At 69.5% G+C, this 22254-nt stretch carries 19 protein-coding genes; 6 read left to right on the top strand and 13 right to left on the bottom strand.

The annotated features are described in order from the left end of the window. The first annotated feature begins 295 nt into the window (after positions 1 to 295). On the top strand, positions 296 to 3895 hold the full coding sequence (smc, locus tag E3O65_RS04065; RefSeq protein ID WP_134362456.1) for a chromosome segregation protein SMC: 3600 nt from the start codon (positions 296 to 298) through the stop codon (positions 3893 to 3895). A 24-nt stretch (positions 3896 to 3919) separates the two neighbouring features. Here the strand turns inward: smc and E3O65_RS04060 are convergent, their stop codons facing one another. The 10 genes from E3O65_RS04060 to E3O65_RS04015 form a co-directional block, all read right to left on the bottom strand. Beyond that, the gene (locus E3O65_RS04060; RefSeq protein WP_134362455.1) at positions 3920 to 4300 is read right to left on the bottom strand and encodes a four-helix bundle copper-binding protein; all 381 of its coding nucleotides are present in this window, start codon (positions 4298 to 4300) and stop codon (positions 3920 to 3922) included. Between the two features lie 186 nt (positions 4301 to 4486). Beyond that, positions 4487 to 5983 (bottom strand): FAD-dependent oxidoreductase, encoded by a 1497-nt coding sequence (locus tag E3O65_RS04055; RefSeq protein WP_134362454.1) that lies wholly within the window; start codon positions 5981 to 5983, stop codon positions 4487 to 4489. Then, complete coding sequence (gene cobA / locus E3O65_RS04050) at positions 5980 to 7248, bottom strand: uroporphyrinogen-III C-methyltransferase (protein WP_134362453.1); 1269 nt, start codon at positions 7246 to 7248, stop codon at positions 5980 to 5982. The genes E3O65_RS04055 and cobA overlap by 4 nt, the downstream gene beginning before the upstream one ends. Then, positions 7245 to 8186 carry an ABC transporter permease gene (locus tag E3O65_RS04045; RefSeq protein ID WP_134362452.1) on the bottom strand — a complete coding sequence of 314 codons (942 nt, stop codon included), beginning with the start codon at positions 8184 to 8186 and terminating at the stop codon, positions 7245 to 7247. The genes cobA and E3O65_RS04045 overlap by 4 nt, the downstream gene beginning before the upstream one ends. Further along, positions 8176 to 8982 (bottom strand): ABC transporter ATP-binding protein, encoded by an 807-nt coding sequence (locus tag E3O65_RS04040; RefSeq protein WP_134362451.1) that lies wholly within the window; start codon positions 8980 to 8982, stop codon positions 8176 to 8178. The genes E3O65_RS04045 and E3O65_RS04040 overlap by 11 nt, the downstream gene beginning before the upstream one ends. A gap of 2 nt (positions 8983 to 8984) precedes the next feature. Next, positions 8985 to 10043: an ABC transporter substrate-binding protein gene (locus E3O65_RS04035; protein WP_134362450.1), complete on the bottom strand. Its 1059-nt coding sequence runs from the start codon at positions 10041 to 10043 to the stop codon at positions 8985 to 8987. Then, positions 10040 to 11383: a sulfate adenylyltransferase subunit 1 gene (locus E3O65_RS04030; protein ID WP_134362449.1), complete on the bottom strand. Its 1344-nt coding sequence runs from the start codon at positions 11381 to 11383 to the stop codon at positions 10040 to 10042. The genes E3O65_RS04035 and E3O65_RS04030 overlap by 4 nt, the downstream gene beginning before the upstream one ends. Beyond that, complete coding sequence (gene cysD, locus E3O65_RS04025; RefSeq protein WP_422386399.1) at positions 11383 to 12351, bottom strand: sulfate adenylyltransferase subunit CysD; 969 nt, start codon at positions 12349 to 12351, stop codon at positions 11383 to 11385. Before cysD ends, E3O65_RS04030 begins: the two co-directional genes overlap by 1 nt. Then, complete coding sequence (locus E3O65_RS04020) at positions 12348 to 13094, bottom strand: phosphoadenylyl-sulfate reductase (protein ID WP_166785634.1); 747 nt, start codon at positions 13092 to 13094, stop codon at positions 12348 to 12350. Before E3O65_RS04020 ends, cysD begins: the two co-directional genes overlap by 4 nt. Further along, complete coding sequence (locus E3O65_RS04015) at positions 13091 to 14815, bottom strand: nitrite/sulfite reductase (protein ID WP_134362446.1); 1725 nt, start codon at positions 14813 to 14815, stop codon at positions 13091 to 13093. Before E3O65_RS04015 ends, E3O65_RS04020 begins: the two co-directional genes overlap by 4 nt. Positions 14816 to 15413: 598 nt before the next feature. Between E3O65_RS04015 and E3O65_RS04010 the strand changes: the two genes are divergently transcribed. After that, on the top strand, positions 15414 to 15608 hold the full coding sequence (locus E3O65_RS04010; RefSeq protein ID WP_134362445.1) for a hypothetical protein: 195 nt from the start codon (positions 15414 to 15416) through the stop codon (positions 15606 to 15608). Positions 15609 to 15772: 164 nt separating this feature from the next. On the opposite strand, the gene E3O65_RS04005 is transcribed toward E3O65_RS04010, so the two are convergent. After that, positions 15773 to 16483: a sirohydrochlorin chelatase gene (locus E3O65_RS04005; RefSeq protein WP_241985654.1), complete on the bottom strand. Its 711-nt coding sequence runs from the start codon at positions 16481 to 16483 to the stop codon at positions 15773 to 15775. A gap of 159 nt (positions 16484 to 16642) precedes the next feature. Between E3O65_RS04005 and ftsY the strand changes: the two genes are divergently transcribed. Together ftsY and E3O65_RS03995 are read left to right on the top strand one after the other, a co-directional pair. Beyond that, positions 16643 to 17518, top strand: a complete 876-nt coding sequence (gene ftsY, locus E3O65_RS04000; RefSeq protein ID WP_134362444.1) for a signal recognition particle-docking protein FtsY — start codon at positions 16643 to 16645, stop codon at positions 17516 to 17518. Positions 17519 to 17525: 7 nt separating this feature from the next. Then, positions 17526 to 18029, top strand: coding sequence for a DUF2004 domain-containing protein (locus tag E3O65_RS03995; protein ID WP_134362443.1), 504 nt, complete (start codon positions 17526 to 17528; stop codon positions 18027 to 18029). Between the two features lie 6 nt (positions 18030 to 18035). Here the strand turns inward: E3O65_RS03995 and E3O65_RS03990 are convergent, their stop codons facing one another. Beyond that, positions 18036 to 18347, bottom strand: a complete 312-nt coding sequence (locus E3O65_RS03990; protein WP_134362442.1) for a putative quinol monooxygenase — start codon at positions 18345 to 18347, stop codon at positions 18036 to 18038. Between the two features lie 76 nt (positions 18348 to 18423). Here E3O65_RS03990 and ffh point away from each other — a divergent pair, with 76 nt between their 5' ends. Together ffh and E3O65_RS03980 are read left to right on the top strand one after the other, a co-directional pair. Then, a complete protein-coding gene (gene ffh, locus E3O65_RS03985; protein ID WP_134362441.1) occupies positions 18424 to 19995 on the top strand; it encodes a signal recognition particle protein in 1572 nt (523 codons plus the stop codon). 71 nt (positions 19996 to 20066) lie between these two features. Continuing rightward, positions 20067 to 20858 carry an LLM class F420-dependent oxidoreductase gene (locus tag E3O65_RS03980; RefSeq protein WP_134362440.1) on the top strand — a complete coding sequence of 264 codons (792 nt, stop codon included), beginning with the start codon at positions 20067 to 20069 and terminating at the stop codon, positions 20856 to 20858. A 30-nt stretch (positions 20859 to 20888) separates the two neighbouring features. Here E3O65_RS03980 and E3O65_RS03975 read toward each other — a convergent pair whose 3' ends face one another. Next, positions 20889 to 22031 carry a glutamate--cysteine ligase gene (locus E3O65_RS03975; protein WP_134362439.1) on the bottom strand — a complete coding sequence of 381 codons (1143 nt, stop codon included), beginning with the start codon at positions 22029 to 22031 and terminating at the stop codon, positions 20889 to 20891. Positions 22032 to 22254: the final 223 nt, after the last annotated feature.

Below are 22254 nucleotides of genomic sequence, written 5' to 3'. Positions count from 1 at the left end.
GGCTACCGGGCTACCAGGCTGCACGATCGTGCACGTCGAGAAGTTCAGGTGGATCCACGACCTCCATGACGGCCTGGGCCAGACGGCGCAGCCGCACTGCCACCGGACCCACCGCTGACGTGCCGTTCCCTGCCCCTGCCCCTGCCCTCCGATCGCCTGATCCGTCGAATTCGTCAGGGACCGCGCCTACCGGGCGGTGCCGGCGGTGTCCGGTACCGTTAGCGGGGGCGGCTCGTCGGGCGTCCGCGGTCCGACGAGCGACGAAACCCGACGAGCGACGAAAGGGGGCGAACCGGTGTACTTGAAGAGCCTCACCCTCAAAGGCTTCAAATCGTTCGCCCACCCCACCACGTTCGCCTTCGAACCCGGCGTCACGTGCGTGGTCGGCCCCAACGGCTCGGGCAAGTCCAACGTCGTCGACGCACTCGCCTGGGTTATGGGCGAGCAGGGCGCCAAGACCCTCCGCGGCGGCAAGATGGAGGACGTCATCTTCGCGGGCACGTCCACCAAAGGACCGCTCGGCCGGGCGGCCGTGACACTGACCATCGACAACACGGATGGCGCGCTACCGATCGACTACACCGAGGTCACCATCGCGCGCACCCTCTTTCGCACTGGTGCGAGCGAATATGCGATCAACGGGCGAACCTGCCGGTTGCTCGACGTGCAGGAGCTGCTGAGCGATTCCGGCCTCGGCCGGGAGATGCACGTGATCGTGGGGCAGGGGCAGCTTGACGCGGTGCTGCGCGCCAGCCCCGAGGAGCGGCGCGGGTTCATCGAGGAGGCCGCCGGCATCCTCAAGCACCGCCGGCGCAAGGAGAAGACCCTCCGCAAGCTCGACGGCATGCAGGCCAACCTCACCCGGTTGAGTGATCTGGCCGGGGAGATCCGCCGGCAGCTCAAACCGCTCGGGCGCCAGGCAGACATCGCCCGGGAGGCGCAGACCATCGCCGCAGTGGCCCGCGACGCGCGGGCCCGGCTGCTTGCCGACGACGTGGTCACGGTGCGCACCGCGCTCGACGCGCACGGCCGCACCGAGAGCGAGCGGCACGCCGAACGGCTCGTGCTGACCGAACAGCTCGAGACGCGGCAGCGCCGCCTGCAGCGGCTTGAGCAGGAGCAGGTCGGCGACGCCGTCGACCAGGCCCGGCGCACGAGTTTCGGCCTCGAATCCGTGCAGGAACGCTTGCGCGGCCTGTACACGCTCGCGAACCAACGGCTGGCCCTGCTCGGTTCGCAGGCCGAGACTTCCGATGTCGGCCCCAGTGTGACCACGGCCATGCTTACGGATGCCGCGTCCGAGATCGACGCGTTACGGAGCCGCATCGACGTGGCCGACTCCGCCTGGGCCGCAGCCCGTACGCAGACCGCCGAGGCCCGACGTCACCTCGACGCCATCGACGAGCAGATCGCCGCCCAGGCCGTGCTGGTCTCCCGGCACGACCTGCAACTGTCGCAACTTTCCGGAGCGGCCGAAACCGCGGCCGGTCGCCTGGCGTCCGTGCGCGGCGAGGTGCTGCGTCAGCAGAACGCCCTCGACGCCGCCCGCGGCCGAGTAGAGACGGCCGAGGCGAACCTGGCCGGACTCGCCGCAGATGCGGCGGCCCTCGCCGCGACCGCCGCCCAGGCCGGCGAGAGTCACCCGGCAGAGGCTGCCGCTCGCGCCAGGGCCGCTGTCACCCAGTCCGAGACTGATGTCGAGCGCCTGCGCGAGGCCTTGCATCTCGACGAACGTGAACGCGACGCCCTCGCTGCGCGCGCGGGGGCGCTGTCCCTCGCCCTGGACCAGAAGGACGGCTCGTCAGCCCTTCTCGCGGCGGCACCCGCGGACATCCGTGGTCTCGTGGCCGAACACGTGCGCGTGCGGCCCGGCTTCGAAGCTGCCATCGCCGCCGCCCTCGGCTCACTCGCAGACGCGGTGCTCGCCGACACCCGGCAGGCGGCAATCGCTGCCATCGTGCGGGCGCGCGCCGACGACCTCGGCCGCGTCGAGTTGATCGTGGCCGGCGCGACCGGCGTCGGCGCGAGCGACGACAGTGCTTCGAGGGCGGCTGCGACTGATGCCGGCCCGCCCGCCGCGAGCGCCCGCCACGATCTCTCCGCGCAACCGGGGCTGCTGTGGGCCGACGTGGTGATCGACGCGCCCGCCGGAGTGCTCGGCCTGCTCCGGCACACGGTGATCGCCGAGGATATCGACGCCGCCCGCGCTGTGTTGGACGGCCGTGCACTGTCCTCTGACGTACCGCTCACGGTCATCACCCGAGCCGGGGACGTGCTGGGGGACTCCGTGCTGCGCGGTGGCTCCGGCGCGCGCCGCAGCCGGCTCGAACTGGTGGCCGGCCGCGACGCGGCCGCCGACTCCCTCTCTGCCGTGCGCACCCGGATCGAGCAGGTCGTCGCCGACCTCGCCGACGCTCGCACGCTGTTGTCCACCCGCACGACGCAGGCGCAGGCCGCCGCCGCCCGGGTGCGCGAATTCGAATCGCGCACAACGGTGCAGGCCGAAAAGACCAACCGCGCCACCGTACAGCTCGAGGCCGCCACCGCCGAGCTGAACCGGCTCACCTTCGCGCTCCTGCAACAGGGGGAGGCCGTCGCCGTCGCGGAGGCGGCGAGCGAGAAGGCCCGCGCCGAGCGTGATGAGCATCGGGCCCGGCCGCGCCCGGTGCTGGACACCGGATTACGCGACGTGCTTGACGCTGCCCTTGAGAGCGCCCGGGAAACCGAGGTTGAAGCCCGACTGCAGGCTGAGACCGCCCGCGAACGCGTGCGCGCCGGTCAGGCGCGCGCCGATGCGCTCGCGAAGCAGCAGCATGCCGAACGTGCGGCGGCAGACGAGGCAGCACGACGTGCGGTCATCCGTCGACGCCAGGTGGATGCCGCGAGCCGGGTGGCCGAGGCGCTTCCACTGGTGCTCGCCTCGGTCGACGCCTCCGTCAGCGAGGCCCGGACGCGTCTGGCCGCTGCCGAGGCCGAGCGCAGCAGCCAGAACGAGGAACTGGCGGCGCTGCGCCGGGAGGACAACACCCTACGCGCCCGGCTGCAGGCCGTCACCGAGACCGTGCACGGTTTGGAACTGGCCATCTACGAGAAGAAGCTGCACCTGTCCGGGCTGCTCGAACGCGCCGTCAGCGACCTCGGCCTGACCGAAGACGTGCTCGTGGCCGAGTACGGGCCCGACCAGCCCATCCCGAACGCCGAACCGAGTGCCGAACCCATCTGCTTCGACCGGGACGACCAGCAGCGCCGCCTCGGAGTCGCCGAACGCCGGTACGCCCAGCTCGGCCGGGTGAACCCGCTCGCCCTCGAGGAGTTCGCTGCACTCGAGCAGCGGCACCGCTTCCTCACGGAGCAGCTCACCGACCTGACGAACACGCGCCTCGACCTGCTCACCATCATCGAGGAGATCGACGAGAAGATGGGCGTCATCTTCGGCAGTGCCTTCGACGACACCCAGGCGGCGTTCGCCGAGGTGTTCCCGGTGCTGTTCCCGGGCGGGAGCGGCAGCATCCGCCTCACCGATCCCGACAACCTGCTCACGACCGGCATTGAGGTATCGGTCAAGCCCGCCGGCAAGAAGATCGAGCGGCTCTCGCTGCTGTCAGGCGGGGAGCGCTCGCTCGCCGCGGTGGCCCTGCTGATCGCCATCTTCAAGGCCCGACCGAGCCCGTTCTACATCATGGACGAGGTGGAGGCCGCCCTCGACGACGCCAACCTCGGGCGGCTGTTGACCATCTTCGAGGACCTGCGCGCCACCAGCCAACTCATTGTGATCACGCACCAGAAGCGCACGATGGAGATCGCGGATGCCCTCTACGGGGTGTCGATGCGTCTCGATGGGGTCTCGGCCGTGGTCGGGCAGCGCATCGCGAAAGATGACGAACAGGCATCCTGACATGTCGTCCGTGCTGGCCACCGACTAACGCAGCATGGCCAGGAGCCGCTCGCAGGCATCGTCGACCCGGCGGCAGGCCATGGTGCAGGTCTGCCAGGCCGGATGAAGCCGGGCCATGGACTCGCAGGCCAGCATCGATGCCCGGGCAGCCTCACGGCAGGTCTCCAGAAGGGCGACGGTCGTCGGGCCGTCCCAGCGGGCATGCCACGACAACACCCGGGTCGTCGACGAGCACACCTCAATGCAGTCCAGGTCGGCGAGGAAGCAGCGGGTGACGTCACCGTTGCCGTCGGTTCGCAGGCAGGCGTCCGCGCAGTCCTCGCTCACCGTCACCAGTGCGTCGCACGCGGCGACGCACCGGTTGACCGCGGTGCGCTCGCTGTCGGATCCCGTTCTGACTGCCATGCCGACACCTTAAACCCGGACCGGACGGTTGTCTGGGGGCTTGCGCGGGCCGCGATCAGCGCTGCTCGGAAACCTGATCGGGCAGTGCGGCGATGAGAGGATGGTCGACGGCCTGCACGCCGATCCCCGCGGCCTCTCCGAAAGTGTCCGACTCGGGATAGCAGCCCACGTCGCAGGGCAACGCGATCACCTACGCCACGTGGTCACCAGCACGGCCTCGGAAGCGATATCCACCTGCTCCCCCCGAGGCACGACCTTCACGCGTTCGCGCAGCACGGCGGACTCGTCGGCGTCGCCGAGCGCCCGTTCGTGTGCGTCGAGGGCAAGCCAGCCCGACCACGTCGTGTGACGGATGCCGCGCTCGCCGAGCAGACGGAGGATCGCCTCCCCGGCGTCGCCTCCGGTTTCGGCCGCCGGCTCCGGCAGCAGCGCGAGATCCTCGACCAGCCGGGTCACGGTCTCCACGGCGTCGCCCTTGGTATGCCCGATCAGGCCGACCGGGCCGCGTTTGATCCAGCCGGTGGCGTAGAGCCCGGGCAGCGGTGTGCCGTCGGCAGCCAGGATTCGGCCGCCGTCGTTGGGCAGCACGCCGCGCACCGCGTCGAAGGGCACCCCGGGCAGAGCGCTGCCGCGGTAGCCGACCGCGCGGTAGACGGCCTGCACCGGGTAGTCGAGAAACTCCCCGGTGCCGCGCACGCCGCCGTCTTCGGTGGGAGCGGTGCGTTCGAAACGCATCCCCTCGACCCGGTCGGTGCCGGACACCTCGGCGGGGCTGTGCAGGAAGTGCAGGTGCAGCCGCCGGGAGGCGCCCGTGGGTTCCCGAGTGAGCCAGCCGTTCAGTGTGCGGCTCATCACCTTGACCTGGTTGTTGGACGCCGCCAGGCGCGCCTCGGAGTTCTCGTCCCGGGGGAAGTCCTCCCCGTAGACGATCACGTCAACTCCCTGTACGTCGCCGAGTTCACGCAGCTCGATCGGGGTGAACTTCACCTGGCCGGGCCCGCGACGGCCGAACACGTGCACATCGGTGACCGGGGACCCGAGCAGCCCGGCGTGCACAGTGGCGGGAATGTCGGTGCTGAGCAGGTCGGCCGGGTGCTTGGCCAGCATCCGTGCCACGTCGAGGGCCACGTTTCCGTTGCCGATCACGGCGATGTCGGTGGCGTCGAGCGGCCAGTCGTGCGGGGCGTCCGGATGCCCGTCGAACCAGGATACGAAGTCAGCGGCCCCGTAGGACCCCGGCAGGTCGATACCGGGAATGTCGAGGTCGGTGTCGCGGATGGCTCCGGTCGCGAAGATGACCGCGTGGTAGTGCGCTTGCAGGTCGGCGAGGTCGACGTCGATGCCGAAGGACACGTTGCCGAGGAAGCGGATGGTGCCGGCATCCAACATCTCGTGCAGGGATTTCACGATTCCCTTGATCCGGGGGTGGTCGGGGGCGACGCCGTAGCGGATCAAGCCGTAGGGGGCCGGAAGGGAATCGTAGAGGTCGATGGCGACCTCGTCGCCCGCGGCCCGCACCATTGTGCGGAGGATGTTGCCGGCGTAGATGCCGGCCGGGCCGGCGCCGACGATGGCGACGCGCAGCGGGCCGGCGCGTGTCGGCTGAGGCTTGCGCAGCGGCTCGGGCTTGCGCAGCGGCTCGGGCTTGCGCAGTGGCTGGGGCGCGGAGGGCGACCGGGTCATGAGTGGGCCTTTCGAAGTGGGGGTGCGGGGGTGGAGGGGGCGGAGACGGAGGAGCCGCGCCGGTGGGCCGAGGCGACGTGCGGGCTGAGTCTGACCACGTCGCCGACCACGACTACGGCGGGAGATCGCACACCCCGCTCCGCCGCCTGAGCGGCGATGGTGCCGAGGGTGCCGATGGTGACGCGCTGATTCGGACCGTAGCCGTCCTCGATGATGGCGACGGGGCATCCGTCACCGCGGCTGCCGGTGGCCAGCACGCTCGCCGAGCGGGCCAGGGCGTTGACGCCCATCAGGAGCAGCACGGTGTGATCGGAGCCGCCGGGCAGGGCGGTGATCTGCTCGTGGCCGGTGACGACCGTGAAGCCGTTCGCGACTCCGCGGTGGGTAACCGGGATGCCCGCCGCCGCCGGCACCGAGATGGCGCTGGTGACGCCGGGGACAACCTCGACCGGCACCCCGTGGCTGCGGCAGAACGCCGCTTCCTCGCCGCCGCGGCCCAGCACGTAGGGGTCGCCGCCCTTGAGTCGCACCACTCGGCGCCCGGCCAGGGCGTGCTCGACCAGCAGCGCGTTGATCTCGTCCTGGGGCACCGGGTGGTGGCCCGGCAGCTTTCCCACGTCGATCACGAGAACATCGGCGTCGAGTTCACGCAGCAGCCCGCGCGGGCCGAGCCGGTCGGCGATCACGACATCTGCTTCGGAGAGCAGACGACGCGCCAGAACAGTGATCAGGCCCGGGTCGCCGGGGCCGCCGCCGACCAGGTGCACCGTGCCGGGGCCGGGCGCGCGGCGGTGGTGCCGCAGGGGCAGGGAACCGGCGTCGAGGGCGTCGGCCACGGCGTCGCGGAGAGCCATCGCGCGGCGTGGGTCGCCGCCGGCGGACACGGCGACGGTCACCTCGCCCCGGCGGGCCACGGCGGGAATCCAGGCTGCGGAAGCGCGATGAGCGGCGGCGTTGACGCACCAGATGCGGGCGGCGTCGGCGTCGGCGGCGACGCGGGTGTCGACATCCGTCACCCCGGTCGCCGTGTGGGCGAGCCAGGTGCCGTCGAGATCGCCGGTCTCATAGGCGCGCTCGCGCCAGGTGAGCGCGCCCGTTTGCAGCAGGGCCCGCAGGTCGGGGCCGGCGACGGGGGCCACGACGGTGACGCGCGCGCCGGCCTCGACCAGGGCGGAGGCGCGGCGGGCGGCGATTGCCCCGCCGCCGACGACGAGCACGGCCTTGCCGGCCAGATGCAGGCCCAGAGGATAGAGGTCCGTGATCATCGGTGTGCTCCAGGATTCAGTCCGCGGCGGCGCAGCAGACGGCGTTCTACGGGTGCGAAGGCGACGAGCTCCACCAGAATGCCCACCGCAAGGATGATCAGGATGGTTGCCAGCACGGCGGGCAGGTCGGCGAGCTCGCGACTCTGCTGCAGCATCGAACCGAGGCCGAAGCCGATCGAACCGCCCATGGCGATGATCTCCGCGGCCATCAGGGACCGCCAGGAGAAGGCCCAGCCCTGCTTGAGACCGGAGAGGTAGCCGGGCAGGGCCGCCGGCAAGATGACGAGGGTGGCGAGCTGGCTGCGGGAGGCCCCGAGCACGGTGCCCACCCGGCGCAGCTGCGGCGGCACGTGGTCGATGCCGGAGACGAGCCCGTTCGCGATCGACGGCACCGCGCCCATCAGCACCACGAAGTAGACCGTGGCGTCGGTAAGGCCGAACCAGATGATCGCTGCCGGCACCCAGGCCACGGAGGGAAGCACCTGCAGCCCGGACAGAAGCGGCCCGAGCGCTCGCCGCAGCAGCCGCCACTCGGCGAGCAGTAGCCCGAGGGGGGTGCCGATAGCGACCGCGATCAGAAAGCCGGCGCCGCCGCGGGCGATGCTGGTGGCCACGGCCTGCTGGAGCCGGCCGTCAGCCCAGCGTTCACCGATCGCCGCGGCCACGTTCAGCGGGCCGGGGTAGAGGTCGGGCCGGGGTTCGGCGACGACGGTGTAGAACTGCCAGGCACAGACCAGAGCGACCAGGAGCAGCACGGGTGGCAGCACGCCGTCGAGGGCGCGGCGGAACGGGCCTCGCTCGGTGGGGGGAACCGTCTGCAGGGCGTCCAGACCGGATTCGAGGCGGCGGAATTCGTCGTGCGGAGAGGAAGCGGGAGCGGGCGTGGTGGCACCTGTGCTGGTCGCTGCGGCCGAGGTGGTGCTCGGGTCAGGAAGCATTGCGGCGAATCTCCTCTCGCAGCTGGTCGGTGATTTCGACGGAGAGTCGGGATACCTCGGGGGACTCGATCCGGCGGGGACCGGTGTCGTCGATGCGCCACTCGTTGGCGATGCGTCCCGGTCGGCTCTTCATCAGCAGCACCCGCTGACCCAGCCGGGCAGCTTCGCGCACGTTGTGGGTGACGAAGACGATGGTGCGGCCGGTTTCCCGCCAGATGCGCTCCAGTTCCTCATGCAGCAGGTCGCGGGTGATGGCGTCGAGGGCCGCGAACGGTTCGTCCATCAGGAGTACCTTGCGGTCCTGAGCGAGCGCGCGAGCGAGGGCGACGCGCTGGCGCATGCCGCCGGAGAGTTCGTGGGGACGCTTGTCGGCGGCATCCGCGAGGTTGACCAAATCGAGCAGGTCGAGGACCTGGGCGCGTCGATCGGCGCGCGGCACCCCGCGCAGCTTGAGCGCGAGTTCCACGTTGCGGCCGGCGGTCAGCCAGGGGAATAGGGCCGACTCCTGGAACATGACCGCGGCACTGCCGCTGGTGACCGTGACTGTGCCGGTCGTGGGGAGTTCGAGGCCGGCGATGATGCCCAGCAGGGTCGACTTGCCGCAGCCGGAGGCGCCGAGCAGGCAGACGAACTCGCCCGGCTCGATGGTGAGGTCGATATCCTCCAGGACGACCGGGCCGGCGGCGCCGAAGCGTTTGCCGAGCCCTTCGATGCGGATCGCGGGGGCATGGGAGGTGGTGCCCGCGGCGACGGGAGTCGCGGGGGCGGCGATCGGGGCATCCGTCGTGGTGTTCATGGTCACTCCGTTCCGAGTCCGGCGGCGGAGACGGGCGCCCCGCCTGCCTCAGCGAGCACAGCGTTCAGCGGGGTGAGGTCGAAGAGCCCGTCGAGTGTGCCCGGTTTCGCGGTGCCCGCATCGACGGCGTCCAGCAGCAGCACCGGGAAAGCGGCGGCGTAGGGGTCGGTCGTGAACGTCACGGTGGTGAGGGCGCGGGCGAGCACGGCGTCGGGCAGTGGCTTGCCGGTGTCGGCGGTGAGCTTGCGGTTGATCACGCGGGCGGCTTCGTCGGGATGGCGGGTGAGCCAGTCGACGGATGCAGCGTGCCCGGCCACGAGGCCCCGCACGGTGTCGGGGTGCGCGGCCAGGTAGTCGCTGCGCACGACCAAAACGGTGGTGGGGAACGTTCCATCGGGCCAGAGCGACGCCTCGTCGACGAGCACGGTGGCATCGGCCTCGAGCACCAGGCGGGAGACCCATGGTTCCGGCAGCCAAGCGCCATCGATCGCGCCGTTCTGGAACAGGGCGAGCGTCTGCGCGTTCTCGGTCGGCACGATGTCCACATCGCCGCCGCCCGTGGTGCTGGTCTCGAAGCCCTCCGTGGCCAGCCAGGAGCGCAGGGCGACGTCCTGCGTGTTGCCCAGCTGAGGGGTTGCGATGGTGGCGCCGGCCAGGTCGGACGGGTCGGTGATGCCGGCGCGAACGACGAGGGCTGCCCCGCCGCCGGCTGCTCCGGCGACGATCCGCAGCGACTGGCCGGCGCTCTGCACGAAGCTGTTCACGGCCGGGTTCGGACCGAGGTAGGCGGCGTCGATCGCCCCGGCGCTGAGCGCCTCGACGGCCGCCGGGCCGGCGCCGAGCACCTGCGTCTGCAGGATGGTGTTGCCGAGTGCGTCGGCGATGAGGCCCTGATCCAGCCCGACCAGGGCCGGGGCGTGGGTGACGTTGTCGAAGTAGCCGAGCCGGAGCGCTGCGGCCGGTCCGGGAGTTTCGGCGGCGTTGCCCGCGCTGGCGCAGCCGCCGAGCAGTCCCGGCAGGGCGGCGGCGGCGATCAGGCCGAGGGCGGCGCGCCGAGTCACGCCGGCACCCCGGCCACGGTCACGATGCCGGCGGCGAGGGTCGCGCCGTCCTGTGGGTGGATGACCAGGAACGCGCCGGATCGGCGGTTTTCCGCGTACGTCTCCACCGGGAGCGCGGCAGCCAGGTGCACGGTGACCTGGCCGATGTCGTTCACGTCGAGGCTGCTCGCTGTCTCCAGGCTCAGCGTGTCGAGGTTCAGCCGGCCGGTGACCGTGCTCAGGAGGGCCTGCACCGTGCTGGTGCCGAACTTGACCAGCACCCGGGCGCCGGGGTTCAGAGGCTGCGGGTCGAGCCAGAACAGGTCGGCCGTGAGGTCCCGCACCGGTGCGGGCAGGGTGCCGGCCGCGCCGATCACAGCGCCGCGGGCGATGTCCAGCTCGTCCCGCAGGCGTAGTGACACCGACTGCGGCGCGATCGCCTGATCGAGATCCTGGCCGGCGAAGTCGATCCCGGTGACGACGGTGGAGGCGCCGCCGGGGGTAACGGTCACGGCGTCGCCGACCCGCACGCTGCCCGAGGCCACCTGTCCGGCGTACGCCCGGTAGTCGCGGAAGGCGTGCGCGGCATCCGTTGCCACTGCGACGGCGCCCTGGGGGCGCACGACGAGTTGAACCGGCAGCCGGAAGTCCTCAACGGCTCTGTCGACCTCGTCGGCCCCCGGCAGGGTCTCGAGCAGTTCGAGCAGGCTCGGGCCCGTGTACCAGGGTGTGTTCGCGGACCGTCCCACGACGTTGTCGCCGGCGAGCGCCGAGACAGGGATGACGTGCACCGCACCGAGCGCCAGCTCGTCGGTGACGGCGCGCACGGCGGCGGCGACCGAGCTGAAGGCTGCCTCGTCGTAGTCGAGCAGGTCGATCTTGTTCACGGCGATCACGATGTGCGGCACCCGCAGCAGCTTCACGACCGAGAGGTGCCGGCGGGTCTGCTCGAGCACGCCCTTGCGCCCATCGATGAGCATGATCACGGCGTCCGCCGTCGTGGCGCCGGTGACCATGTTGCGCGTGTACTGCACGTGTCCGGGGCAGTCGGCCAGGATGAACGAGCGCCGATCGGTGGCGAAGTATCGGTAGGCGACGTCGATGGTGATGCCCTGCTCGCGTTCGGCTCGCAAGCCGTCGGTGAGCAGGGCGAAGTCGATGCCGCCCGAGGCGCCGCCGAAGCCGCGCTCGATGGAGGTGCGGGTGACGGTGTCGAGCTGGTCGGCGAGGATCGCCTTGGAGTCGTGCAGCAGCCGGCCGACCAGGGTGGACTTGCCGTCGTCGACCGAGCCGGCCGTCGCGAAGCGGAACAGGGTGCCCTGGGCGCCGTCGGCGAGGGGGTGAATCGGTGTCTGCTCCATTAGAAATACCCGTCTTTCTTGCGATCTTCCATGGCGGCCTCGGAGATGCGGTCGTCGGCGCGGGTCGCGCCGCGTTCGGTGATGGTGCTCACGGTGATCTCGCGCACGACGGCGGCCACGGATGCCGCGTCCGAGTCGACCGCGCCGGTGCAGCTCATATCCCCCACCGTGCGGTAGCGCACGGTTCGCTTCTCGACGGTTTCGGTGCCTCGGGGCGCGCTCACCGGGCCGACCGAGCGCCACATCCCGTCGCGGCGGTAGACCTCTCGCTCGTGCGCGTAGTACAGCGGCGGGAGGACGATGCCCTCGCGCTCGATGTAGCGCCAGACGTTGAGTTCGGTCCAGTTGCTGATCGGGAACGCGCGCACGTGCTGGCCCACCGTGTGGCGGCCGTTGTAGAGGTTCCAGAGTTCGGGGCGCTGGTTGCGCGGGTCCCACTGGCCGAATTCGTCGCGGAGCGAGAGGATGCGTTCCTTCGCCCGGGCCTTGTCCTCGTCGCGGCGGGCGCCGCCGAAGACGGCGTCGTGCCGTCCGGCGGCTATCGCGTCGAGCAGGGGGAGGGTCTGCAGCGGGTTGCGGGTGCCGTCGGCGCGCTCGTGCAGGCGGCCGTCGTCGATGTAGTCCTGCACGCGAGCCACCTCCAACCGCAGGCCGAGGCGCTCCACCGTCTCGTCGCGGAAGGCGATGACCTCGGGAAAGTTGTGCCCGGTGTCCACGTGCAGCAGCGGGAACGGAACCTTCCCCGGCCAGAATGCCTTCGCCGCGAGGTGCAGCACGACCACGGAATCCTTGCCACCGGAAAACAGCAGCACCGGGCGTTCGAGCTCAGCGACGACCTCACGGATGATGTGGATGGCCTCGCTCTCGAGCACGTCGAGCTGCGAGAGGCGGTGGGCAGAGGGGTTGATGCTCGCGGACGCGAGGGCGCCGGAGTGGTGTGCCTCGGTGAGGTCAGGCTGAGCGTTCACAGGTGGAGTCCGCATTCTGTTTTCGCCAGGCTGGCCCAGCGTCCGGATCGGGGGTCGTCGCCGGCGGCGACGGGTTTCGTGCACGGCGCGCAGCCGATCGAGGGATAGCCCCGGCCGAGCAGTGGGTTCACCGGCACGCCGTGCTGACGGGCGTAGTCGAGGATCTCGTCGAAGCTCCAGGCCGCGACCGGGTTCACCTTGACCAGGCCGTTGCGCTCGTCCCACACGATCAGGGGCGTGTTCGCCCGGGTGGGTGCCTCGTCGCGGCGCACCCCCGTGAACCAGACCTCGTATCCGGCCAGCACCAGGTGCAGCGGCTCCACCTTGCGTAGGGCGCAGCAGAGATTGGGGTCACGGCCGAACAAGTCGGCGCCGTGTGCCGCGTCCTGCTCGGCCACGCTCTGCTCGGGCAGCACGTCCACGATGCGCACCGGCAGCAGCCGGGCCACATCGTCCCGCGTCGTGTGCGTCTCGGCGAAGTGGTAACCGGTGTCGAGGAACAGAACGTCGACGCCGGGGAGCTGCCGGGACACCAGGTGAGGCAGCACCGCGTCGGCCATCGAGCAGGCGACGGCGGCGGCATCCGTGTTGAAATTGCGGGTGACCCAGACGATGACCTCGTCGACGGATGCCTCGCCGAGCTCGGCCGCGCCGGCCGCGGCCAGGGCGCGCAGCGCGTCGGGGGAGCGGCGGGTGCTCTCAGTGGTGCCGGTGGTCCCTGTGCCGGTGGTCCGCTTGCTCACTGCAATGCCTCCTCGTCGGCGCGGTGGGCCCAGACGGCGAAGGACTCCGAGTCGCCCCGGTCGGCCAGGAAGCGCAACACAATGTGCTCGACGTAGTCGGCGAGGTCGTCCGCGGTGACCTTCAGTCCGCGCACTGTCCGGCCGAGGCCCGCGGCGCCCCGGCCGACGGAGGCCAGTCCGCCGCCCAGGTGCACCTGGAACCCCGGCACCTGGCCGCCGTTGCCGTCGGGCAGGAGCTGCCCCTTGAGACCGATGTCGGCGGTCTGGATGCGGGCGCAGGAGTTGGGGCATCCGTTCACATGCAGGCTGATCGGCTGCGGCACGTCGATGCCGGCCAGGCGCTTCTCGAGTTCGAGAACGGCGTCGGTCGCGGCCTGCTTGGTCTCGACGATGGCGAGCTTGCAGAATTCGATCCCGGTGCAGGCGATGGTCGAGCGGCGGAACAGGCTGGGGCGAGCGGCCAGGCCGAGCGTGTCGAGGGCGGTGATGAGTGGCTCGACGTTCTCGTCGCTGACGTCGAGCAGTACGAGCTTCTGGTGCGGTGTCGTGCGCAACCGGAAGGAGCCGTGCTGCTCGAGCAGGTCGGCGAGTTCGGTGAGCATGGTGCCGGAGACGCGGCCCACGAAGGGTGTGACGCCGATGTAGAACCGGCCGTCGACCTGCTTGTGCACACCGATGTGGTCACCCTGTTGCGTCGGTGTCGGGGCGGGCGGGCCGTCGGGCAGCGCCTCGTGCAGGTACTCGTCCTCGAGCACCTGACGGAACTTCGCCGGCCCCCAGTCGGCGAGCAGGAACTTCAGCCGGGCCTTGTTACGCAGCCGCCGGTAGCCGTAGTCGCGAAAGATGGAGGCGACGCCGAGCCAGACGTCGGCGACTCTGTCGGGGGTGACGAAGGCACCCAGGCGCTCGCCGAGGCGGGGGCTGGCGGAGAGGCCGCCGCCGACCCAGAGGTCGTAGCCGAGGCCGAGCTCCGGGTGCCGCAGGGCAACGAAGCCGACGTCGTTGATCTCGTGCACGACGTCTTGGCTCGGGTGCCCGGTCAGGGCCGTCTTGAACTTGCGAGGGAGGTTCGCGAGCTCGGGGACGCCGATGTAACGTGCCGTGATGTCGGCGATCGCGTCCGTCGGGTCGAGGAGTTCGTCAACGGCGATTCCGGCCACGGGGGAACCGAGCACGACGCGCGGCACGTCGCCGCACGCCTCCGTGGTCTGCAGCCCGACGGCTTCGAGGCGTCGCCAGATCTCGGGCACGTCCTCGACCTGGATCCAATGCAGCTGGATGTTCTGCCGGTCGGTGAGGTCGGCCGTGTCCCGGCCGAACTCCTCGGAGATCTGGCCGATGACGCGCAGCTGATCCGTTGTGAGCTGCCCGCCGTCGATGCGCACCCGCAGCATGAAGTACTTGTCCTCGAGCTCGTGCGGCTCGAGAGTCGCGGTCTTGCCGCCGTCGATTCCGGGCTTGCGTTGCGTGTACAGGCCCCACCACCGGAAGCGGCCGTGCAGGTCGGTGCCCTCGATCGAGTCGAAGCCTTGCTTGGAGTAGATCTCTTCGATCCGCTTCCGCACGTTCAGGCCGCCGTCCTCCTGCTTCCAGGCTTCGTTGCCGTTGAGTGGGGCTGTGCCGTCGACCTTCCACTGCCCGTTCGGGCGTGAGGCCTGGCGAGAGGGACGCACCAGTACGGCCGCTTCTGTCTGACTCGTTTCTGCCTGACTCGGTGACACGGTGGGTTCCTCCTCTTGGTCGCTGTGCCGGCGTCAACGGATGCCGAGCTTGCGTGGGGGAAAACGTACCGAGAACGGGGGGATAGCGTCACTTCCGGCCGTAACGGCCGGTCACGTGCCGTAGCGAACCGTCACACAACCGCGCCGACGCGCTCGCGCCCCTACGGTGCACCCACTCGGTGCCTCAAGCGGGGCGCGTGCCGACCCCGCCCAGGTGACCCGGCCTCGGTCGGCCCTCGTCCCGGTGGTCGAGCCCGTCGAGACGCGCTCCGGAGGTTCCGCCCGTCGTGGCGCATGTTCTGGAACCGGGCGCACGATACAACGTCCGCCGCGATCCACAACCTGCGCCACAGTGCGGCCGAGGCCGGTGCCGAGCCGGTGCCGAGCCGGCACCGGGGCCGCGCCGGATCAGCTTTGGGTGCGGGGAACAGACATGCGAACATTCTTTCCACATTTGGGGAGCATTCCTCGGCTCCGTGTATCCCGTGAGGTAATCTCCGAACCAGACCAGCCTCGTGGAAGACCTCAGGCAGGTAACGGATGTCGTCGCTCGCCTGGGCTCCTCGAGCGCGGACTACGAAGCCCTGCCCGATGCGCCGTGCGGGCGGAGTCGTCGGGCCTGACCGCCGACGAGGTTCTCAAATGGGCCCGACGGATGCGCGACCAGGACGACGAGGCTGGCACCGCCGTCCGCGAGAAGCAGCCACGCGACGACCGTTGCATCAAGGTCTACCGAATCAACAGTCGCACCGTGCGCCTGAACGGGCTCTTCGCCCCGGAACACGGCGAGTGATCACGAGGACGATCGTGCAGACCAGCCGAGCCGAGTCGAGTCGAGCCGAGCGGGCGACCGGTGCTGGTCGGGTGGCGGGGTCGCGGCGTCCGTGGACTTGCTCGCTGTGTCTGGCCGGCTGGTCGACCGTCCTCGGACCGAAAGTCTTCCGCCAAGCAGCACCCTCATACCGCGCTGAGATACCGGCTGACCACCACATCGACGAGAAACTGCGGTGCCGGTTCGTCGGGTACGAGGAGCGGGCGGGTCACGACATCCGCCCCGGCCTTCTCGACCAGACCCTGGAAGTACCCGGGCGCCAGCAGGTAGCTGCTCGCGACGACGCGGCGACCGGGATTCTCGATGCGGCTGCGCGTGACCGTGCAGGCCAGTGGCGGGCGGGCGGCGGAGAGGAACCCGAGCGCGATGACGCGACCGGATGCCGCGGCGAGCCCCGCGGCCACGATCCGGCAGTCCGCAACGGCGCGGGCATCGCTCGATCCGGCGACGGCGAGCACCACCACGTCGTCCTCGGCGAGGCCGGCCTCATCGAGCCGCTGCCGCAGCAGGGCGATCAATCGGTCGTCGGGGCCGAGGGCAGGGCCGAGCACGACCGGGCGCTCGGTCTCGGCGCCCACGGCATCCGTCAGATCGACGTGCACGTGGTACCCGGCCGAGAGCAGCAGGGGCACCACGACGGCGGGGAGGCCTGGCGCCAGCGCGGCCAGGGTCTCCGGCGTGTCCGGGTGCTGCACGTCGACGAAGCCGAGGACCACGGTCAACTCCGGCTGTGCCGCCGCCACCGCGCGCATCAGGCCGGCGACCGCCGCCTGGCCGTGCGGGGAGGACGTGCCATGGGCGATGCCGACGAGCGCGGGGGAGGACTGGGCTGGCACCCCACCATTCTGCCGGGTCAGGTCTGGCGTGTGACCCTACATGTCAGAAATCCGGTGCGGGGGGTGGGGGCTACGTCGTGCGCGGAAGCTCCGCCATTGCGCGCGTGGCACGCCACAGGCGCAGCGGCGCAGAGACCGCGCGAGCCATAGGCTATAGGCATGGCAGAACGCACCCCCTGGTCTCTCTCCGGCGCTCTGCGCGGAATGTTCGCGAAGAAGACAATCGACGCGGAGACCTGGGATGACCTCGAAGACGCACTCATCCAGGCCGACTTCGGGCCCAGCATCACGGATGCGATCGTGAGCGAACTGCGGGCCAAGGTCGCCCGGTACAACACGACAGACCCGACCGACCTGCAGCGGATGCTGCGCGAAGGTCTCGAGGAACGGCTCTCCACGCTCGACTCCACTCTCAACCTCAGTGCCCGGCCCGCTGTCGTGCTCGTCGTCGGCGTCAACGGTGTCGGCAAGACCACGACCATCGGCAAGTTCGCGAAGTTCCTGCGCACGTACGACCGCAGCGTGCTGATCGGGGCGGCCGACACGTTCCGCGCGGCCGCAGTGGAACAGCTCGCCACCTGGGCCGAACGCGCGGGCGCCGACATCGTGCGGCCGCAGGCACACGGCCAGGACCCGGCATCCGTCGCTTTCCAGACGGTCGAGCGGGCCATGAAGGACGGCACGGAGATCGTCATCATCGACACCGCGGGGCGCTTGCAAACCAAGGGCGGCCTAATGGACGAGCTGACCAAGATTCGCAAGGTGATCGAGAAGCAGACCCCGATCGCCGAGGTTCTCCTCGTGCTTGACGCGACGACCGGCCAGAACGGTCTCGCGCAGGCCGAAGCCTTCATCCAGCACGCCGGCGTGACCGGGCTCGTGCTCACCAAGCTCGACGGATCCGCGAAGGGCGGCTTCGTTCTGGCCGTGCAGGAGAAGACCGGCATCCCCATCAAGCTCGTGGGCCAGGGTGAGGGCATCAACGACCTCACCGGTTTCACGCCGCACGTTTTCGCACAAAAACTCGTCGGATAGGAAATCCATGACCATCGAACACGATTTCTTCGGAATCCTCGGCAGCGACGACGCTGGCGAGGTTTACTGGTCGGACACGGCCGAACTCGGCGACCAGGACGTGCAGATCGACCTCAGCTCGCCGGACGAGGATTCCGTCTCGACGGAGGCGCTCGACATCGCAGCTGCCATGGTCAACGCCATCGAAGAGCTCGACTCTCAGGCCCGAGAATCGCTCGTGGCCGACCTCAGCAAGGAGGCGTCGGTCACGAGCGCCTACATCACGACCGAACTCGATGAGATGGATCCCGAGGTCCTCGACGACGCCATGATCTGGGATTCCGGCGACAAGCAGATCGACTTCCTACGTTCCATCCAGCTTCAACGGATTGGGTTCCACCCCCACCACTTCCGCCGCGAGGAGCACTTCGCGGTGCTCGAATACTCGATCAGCCCCGATGACACCGACGCCCTGCTCGTGGTCACGATCGACGTGCAAGGCGACCCCGTTCTGATCACTGTCGAGCAGTAGCGCTTCCTACTGGATAGTGCCCTTGGTCGGGTCACCGAGCGGAACGTTCTGCAGCACCTTGACGACGGTGGGAGCGGCCAGGGCTTCGTCGGTGAGAGCGCCGAGCTGTGCGATGCCCGCGCCCTCCGCGTGCACCGCGAGGTCGGCGGGGCTGGCCCAGCGCTCAACCATGACCACCAGGTCACCGTCGGTGTGCGCGGCGTACAGCTCGCAGCCCGGTTCGGCGTGCACCAGGGGGGAGACCACGGCGAACGCGTCGAGGATCTCCTGGCTGCGACCGGGCTTCGGGGTGAGGATGGCGACGACGACAACGGACATGATGACTCCTGACTTTGAGTGCGGTTTGCGCACCCGAACAACCGTAGGCTCCGCGACCGGTTAAACTGAACGCATCATGGCTACTTTTGGAAACCTCTCAGATCGCCTGGCCGAGACGTTCAAGAATCTCCGCACCAAGGGCAAGCTCAGCGCTGCGGATGTCGACGGCACCGTTCGCGAGATCCGGCGCGCGCTGCTCGACGCCGACGTCGCCCTCGAGGTGGTCAAGGACTTCACCGGCAAGGTGCGCGAGCGTGCCCTCGGCGACGAGGTCAGCAAAGCGCTGAATCCGGCCCAGCAGGTCGTCAAGATCGTCAACGAGGAACTCGTCGAGATCCTCGGCGGCCAGCAGCGCCGGCTCGAGTTCGCCAAGAAGCCGCCGACCATCATCATGCTGGCGGGGCTGCAGGGTGCCGGTAAGACCACCCTCGCCGGCAAGCTGGCCAAGTGGCTCGTCAAAGACGGCCACACCCCGATCCTGGTCGCGGCCGACCTGCAGCGCCCGAACGCGGTCACCCAACTCGAGGTCGTCGGTGCCCAGGCGGGCGTGCCCGTCTACGCGCCGGAGCCAGGCAACGGCGTCGGCAACCCGGTCAAGGTCGCCCGTGACGGCGTGAAATTCGCCCAGCAGAAGATGCACGACGTGGTCATCGTCGACACTGCCGGCCGCCTCGGCGTCGACGCCGAGATGATGAAGCAGGCCGCGGACATCCGCAAGGCCATCGATCCCGATGAAGTGCTCTTCGTGATCGACGCGATGATCGGCCAGGACGCCGTGGCCACCGCCAAGGCGTTCCAGGACGGTGTCGACTTCACCGGGGTGGTGCTCTCCAAGCTCGACGGCGACGCACGAGGCGGGGCAGCCCTGTCGGTGGCGTCGATCACCGGCCGTCCGATCATGTTCGCGTCGACCGGCGAGAGCCTGGACGACTTCGAGCCGTTCCACCCCGACCGCATGGCCAGCCGCATCCTCGACCTCGGTGATATCCTCACCCTGATCGAGCAGGCGCAGGGTGCCTTCGACGAAGACGAAGCCCGCAAGATGGCGGAGAAGTTCTCCACCGACAGTTTCACCCTTGACGACTTCCTCGGCCAGATGCAGCAATTGCGCAACATGGGCTCGATCAAGAAGATGATGAGCATGCTCCCAGGCGCCGGCGCCATGAAGCAGCAGCTCGAGAACTTCGATGAACGCGAGATCGTGCGCACAGAGGCCATCATCCAGTCGATGACCAAGGCCGAGCGCACCACCCCAAAGCTGTTGAACGGATCCCGCCGCCTGCGCATCGCGCGCGGCGCCGGATCCACCGTGACCGAGGTGAACCAGCTCGTGTCCCGCTTCGAACAGGCCGCCAAGATGATGAAGACGGTGGCCAAGGGCGGCATGCCCAATATCCCCGGCATGGGCCCGGTTCCCGGCGGAATGGGCGGTGGCGGCCGAGGCAAGCCTCAGCCCAAGAAGAAGGGCTCGAAGTCGGGCAACCCGGCCAAGCGGGCCGCGGAGAACCTGGCACTCGCGTCCGGCGAGAAGGCGGCCCTGCCCCCGGGTGCCGGCGGCGGAACCGGCTTTGGCCTCGGTGGCTCCAAGAAGGCCGGCGGACCAACCGAAGACGAGATGGCTGCCCTGCAGAAGATGCTCGGTCGGTAGGACCCCGCCCTCCCGACCGTGAGCAAAGACGGCCCAGCGGATGCCCCCGGCCGGCGGTTTAGAATGAGCGCATGACGTCCTCATCCGCCGGCCGGGTGCGCATCGGCGCACAAATCGCGCCCCAGCACGCCCTGTATCCGAAGATCCGGGAGACCTTGACCGAGGTCGAGGCGTTGGGCACAGACATTGCGTTCAACTGGGACCACTTCTTCCCGCTGTCCGGCGACAAGGACGGTCTCCACTTCGAGTCCTGGACGCTCCTGGCGGCCTGGGCCGAGCAGACCACGACCATTCAGCTCGGCGCGCTGGTGAACTGCAACAGCTATCGCAACCCCGACTTGCAGGCCGACATGGCGCGCACCATCGACCACATCAGCGGCGGTCGGTTCATCTTCGGCACAGGCTCCGGCTGGTTCGAGCGCGACTACGACGAGTACGGGTACGAGTTCGGCAGTGTCGGCACTCGCCTGAACGCCCTGACCGACGACTTGCCGCGGATCGAGGCGCGCTGGGCGAAGCTGAACCCGGCGCCCCTGCGGGACATTCCGGTGCTGGTCGGCGGAGGCGGGGAGAAGAAGACCCTGCGAATCGTGGCCCGGCACGCCGACATTTGGCACTCATTCTCCACGCCGGCCGTGCTCGAGCATAAACTCGGCGTGCTCTCCGGGTGGTGCCACACCGTGGGCCGGAACCTGGCCGAGATTGAAATCTCCACCGAGCTGCGGGGGCGCACTGTCCAAGAGGCCGACCAGCTCTACGACCTCGGCGCACGCCTGTTCACCCTCGGTCTGTCCGGGCCGCAGTACGACTTGGCCCCGCTCACCGACTGGCTCGCCTGGCGTGACAGCAAAAACGACGTCTGAACATCCGCGGACACGCGGCAGGAAGACGCATCAGGGGGTGGCGGGGATGCCCGTGCGCAATTCGCGGGTCAGGGACGCCACGACGGCCGGCAGGCTTCCTCCGTGCGCCTCGGCGACCCGGAGCTGCCGCTGGTAGCTGGCGCCCTCGGTTGTGATCCGGTCGAGACTCCGCAGCTCGTCCAGGCAGTCCAGCCGCTCGGCGACGGGGGAGAGGACGCCGATCAGCCGGCGCACATCGTCGATCACCAGGCTTTCCGAGCCCGCGGCATCCGTGATGATCTCGGCGTCCAGGCCGTAGCGGGCCGCCCGCCATTTGTTCTCGCGCACGAACCACGGCTGCATTGACGGCACCGTCTCGCCGACGTCGAGCCGTTCGCTCATCCAGTCGACCAGGCACTGGATGAACGCGGCGATCGCCCCGAGTTCCTCCGTGGTGGACACGCCGTCGCAGGCGCGCACCTCGATGGTTCCCCACCGCGGCGACGGACGGATGTCCCAGCGCACCTCGGTCACGTCGTCGATCACGCCCGTGGCTTCCATGTCCGCCACGTAGCGCTCCCAGGCTTCCCAGTCCTCCAGGATCCACGGGAGCCCTGCGGTGGGCAGCTGCTGGAACATCAGGGCACGGTTGGACGCATAGCCCGTGTTCACACCGGCCCAGAATGGGCTCGACGCGGACAGGGCCTGCAGATGCGGCAGATAGCCGAGCAGGCCGTTCAGGATCGGGATGACTTTCGCCCTATCCTCGATCCCCACATGCACGTGGATGCCCCAGATCATCATGTTGCGCCCCCACCACTGGGTGCGGTCGATCAGACGGTGGTACCGAGCCTTGTCCGTGACCTCCTGGTCGAACCACTGGCTGAACGGATGCGAGCCACTGCACATGAGTTCGACACCCAGGGGATCGGTGATCGCTCGTACCTCGTCAACCTGGGCGGCAACATCCGCGACGGCGCCCGCGACCGTGTGGTGCACCCCCGACACGAGCTCGACCGTGTTCAAAAGCAATTCCCCAGTGATACTCGGATGCGGCGTGCCGTCGGGCGCGGCCAACGCCGTCAGGACATCGTCGGCCAGGCACACCAGATCGCCCGACTCGCGGTCGACGAGGGCCAGTTCCCACTCGATGCCAATGGTTGACCGTTCTGACCGGGCAAATTCGATACCCATGCGCGGTCCTCCCGTTCTGGTGCACCCGTTCGGGTGTGGTTGTGTGACAATCCTGACATTGATTGACGGACCGGCGCCACAGTCCCAGCCCCCGACCGCCGCGACCGCACCGTCGACCGCACCGTCGAGGCTGCCGATTATCAGAAAGTCACGGATGTCTGACAGAATGATTAGTCGAGTTCTCTTGCGTCCGACCCTCTACTCAGACGCAGGAAAAAACCAT

The organism is Cryobacterium breve, assembly GCF_004402375.1.
Lineage (GTDB): Bacteria > Actinomycetota > Actinomycetes > Actinomycetales > Microbacteriaceae > Cryobacterium > Cryobacterium breve.
This window is presented reverse-complemented; position numbering and strand designations above follow the sequence as displayed.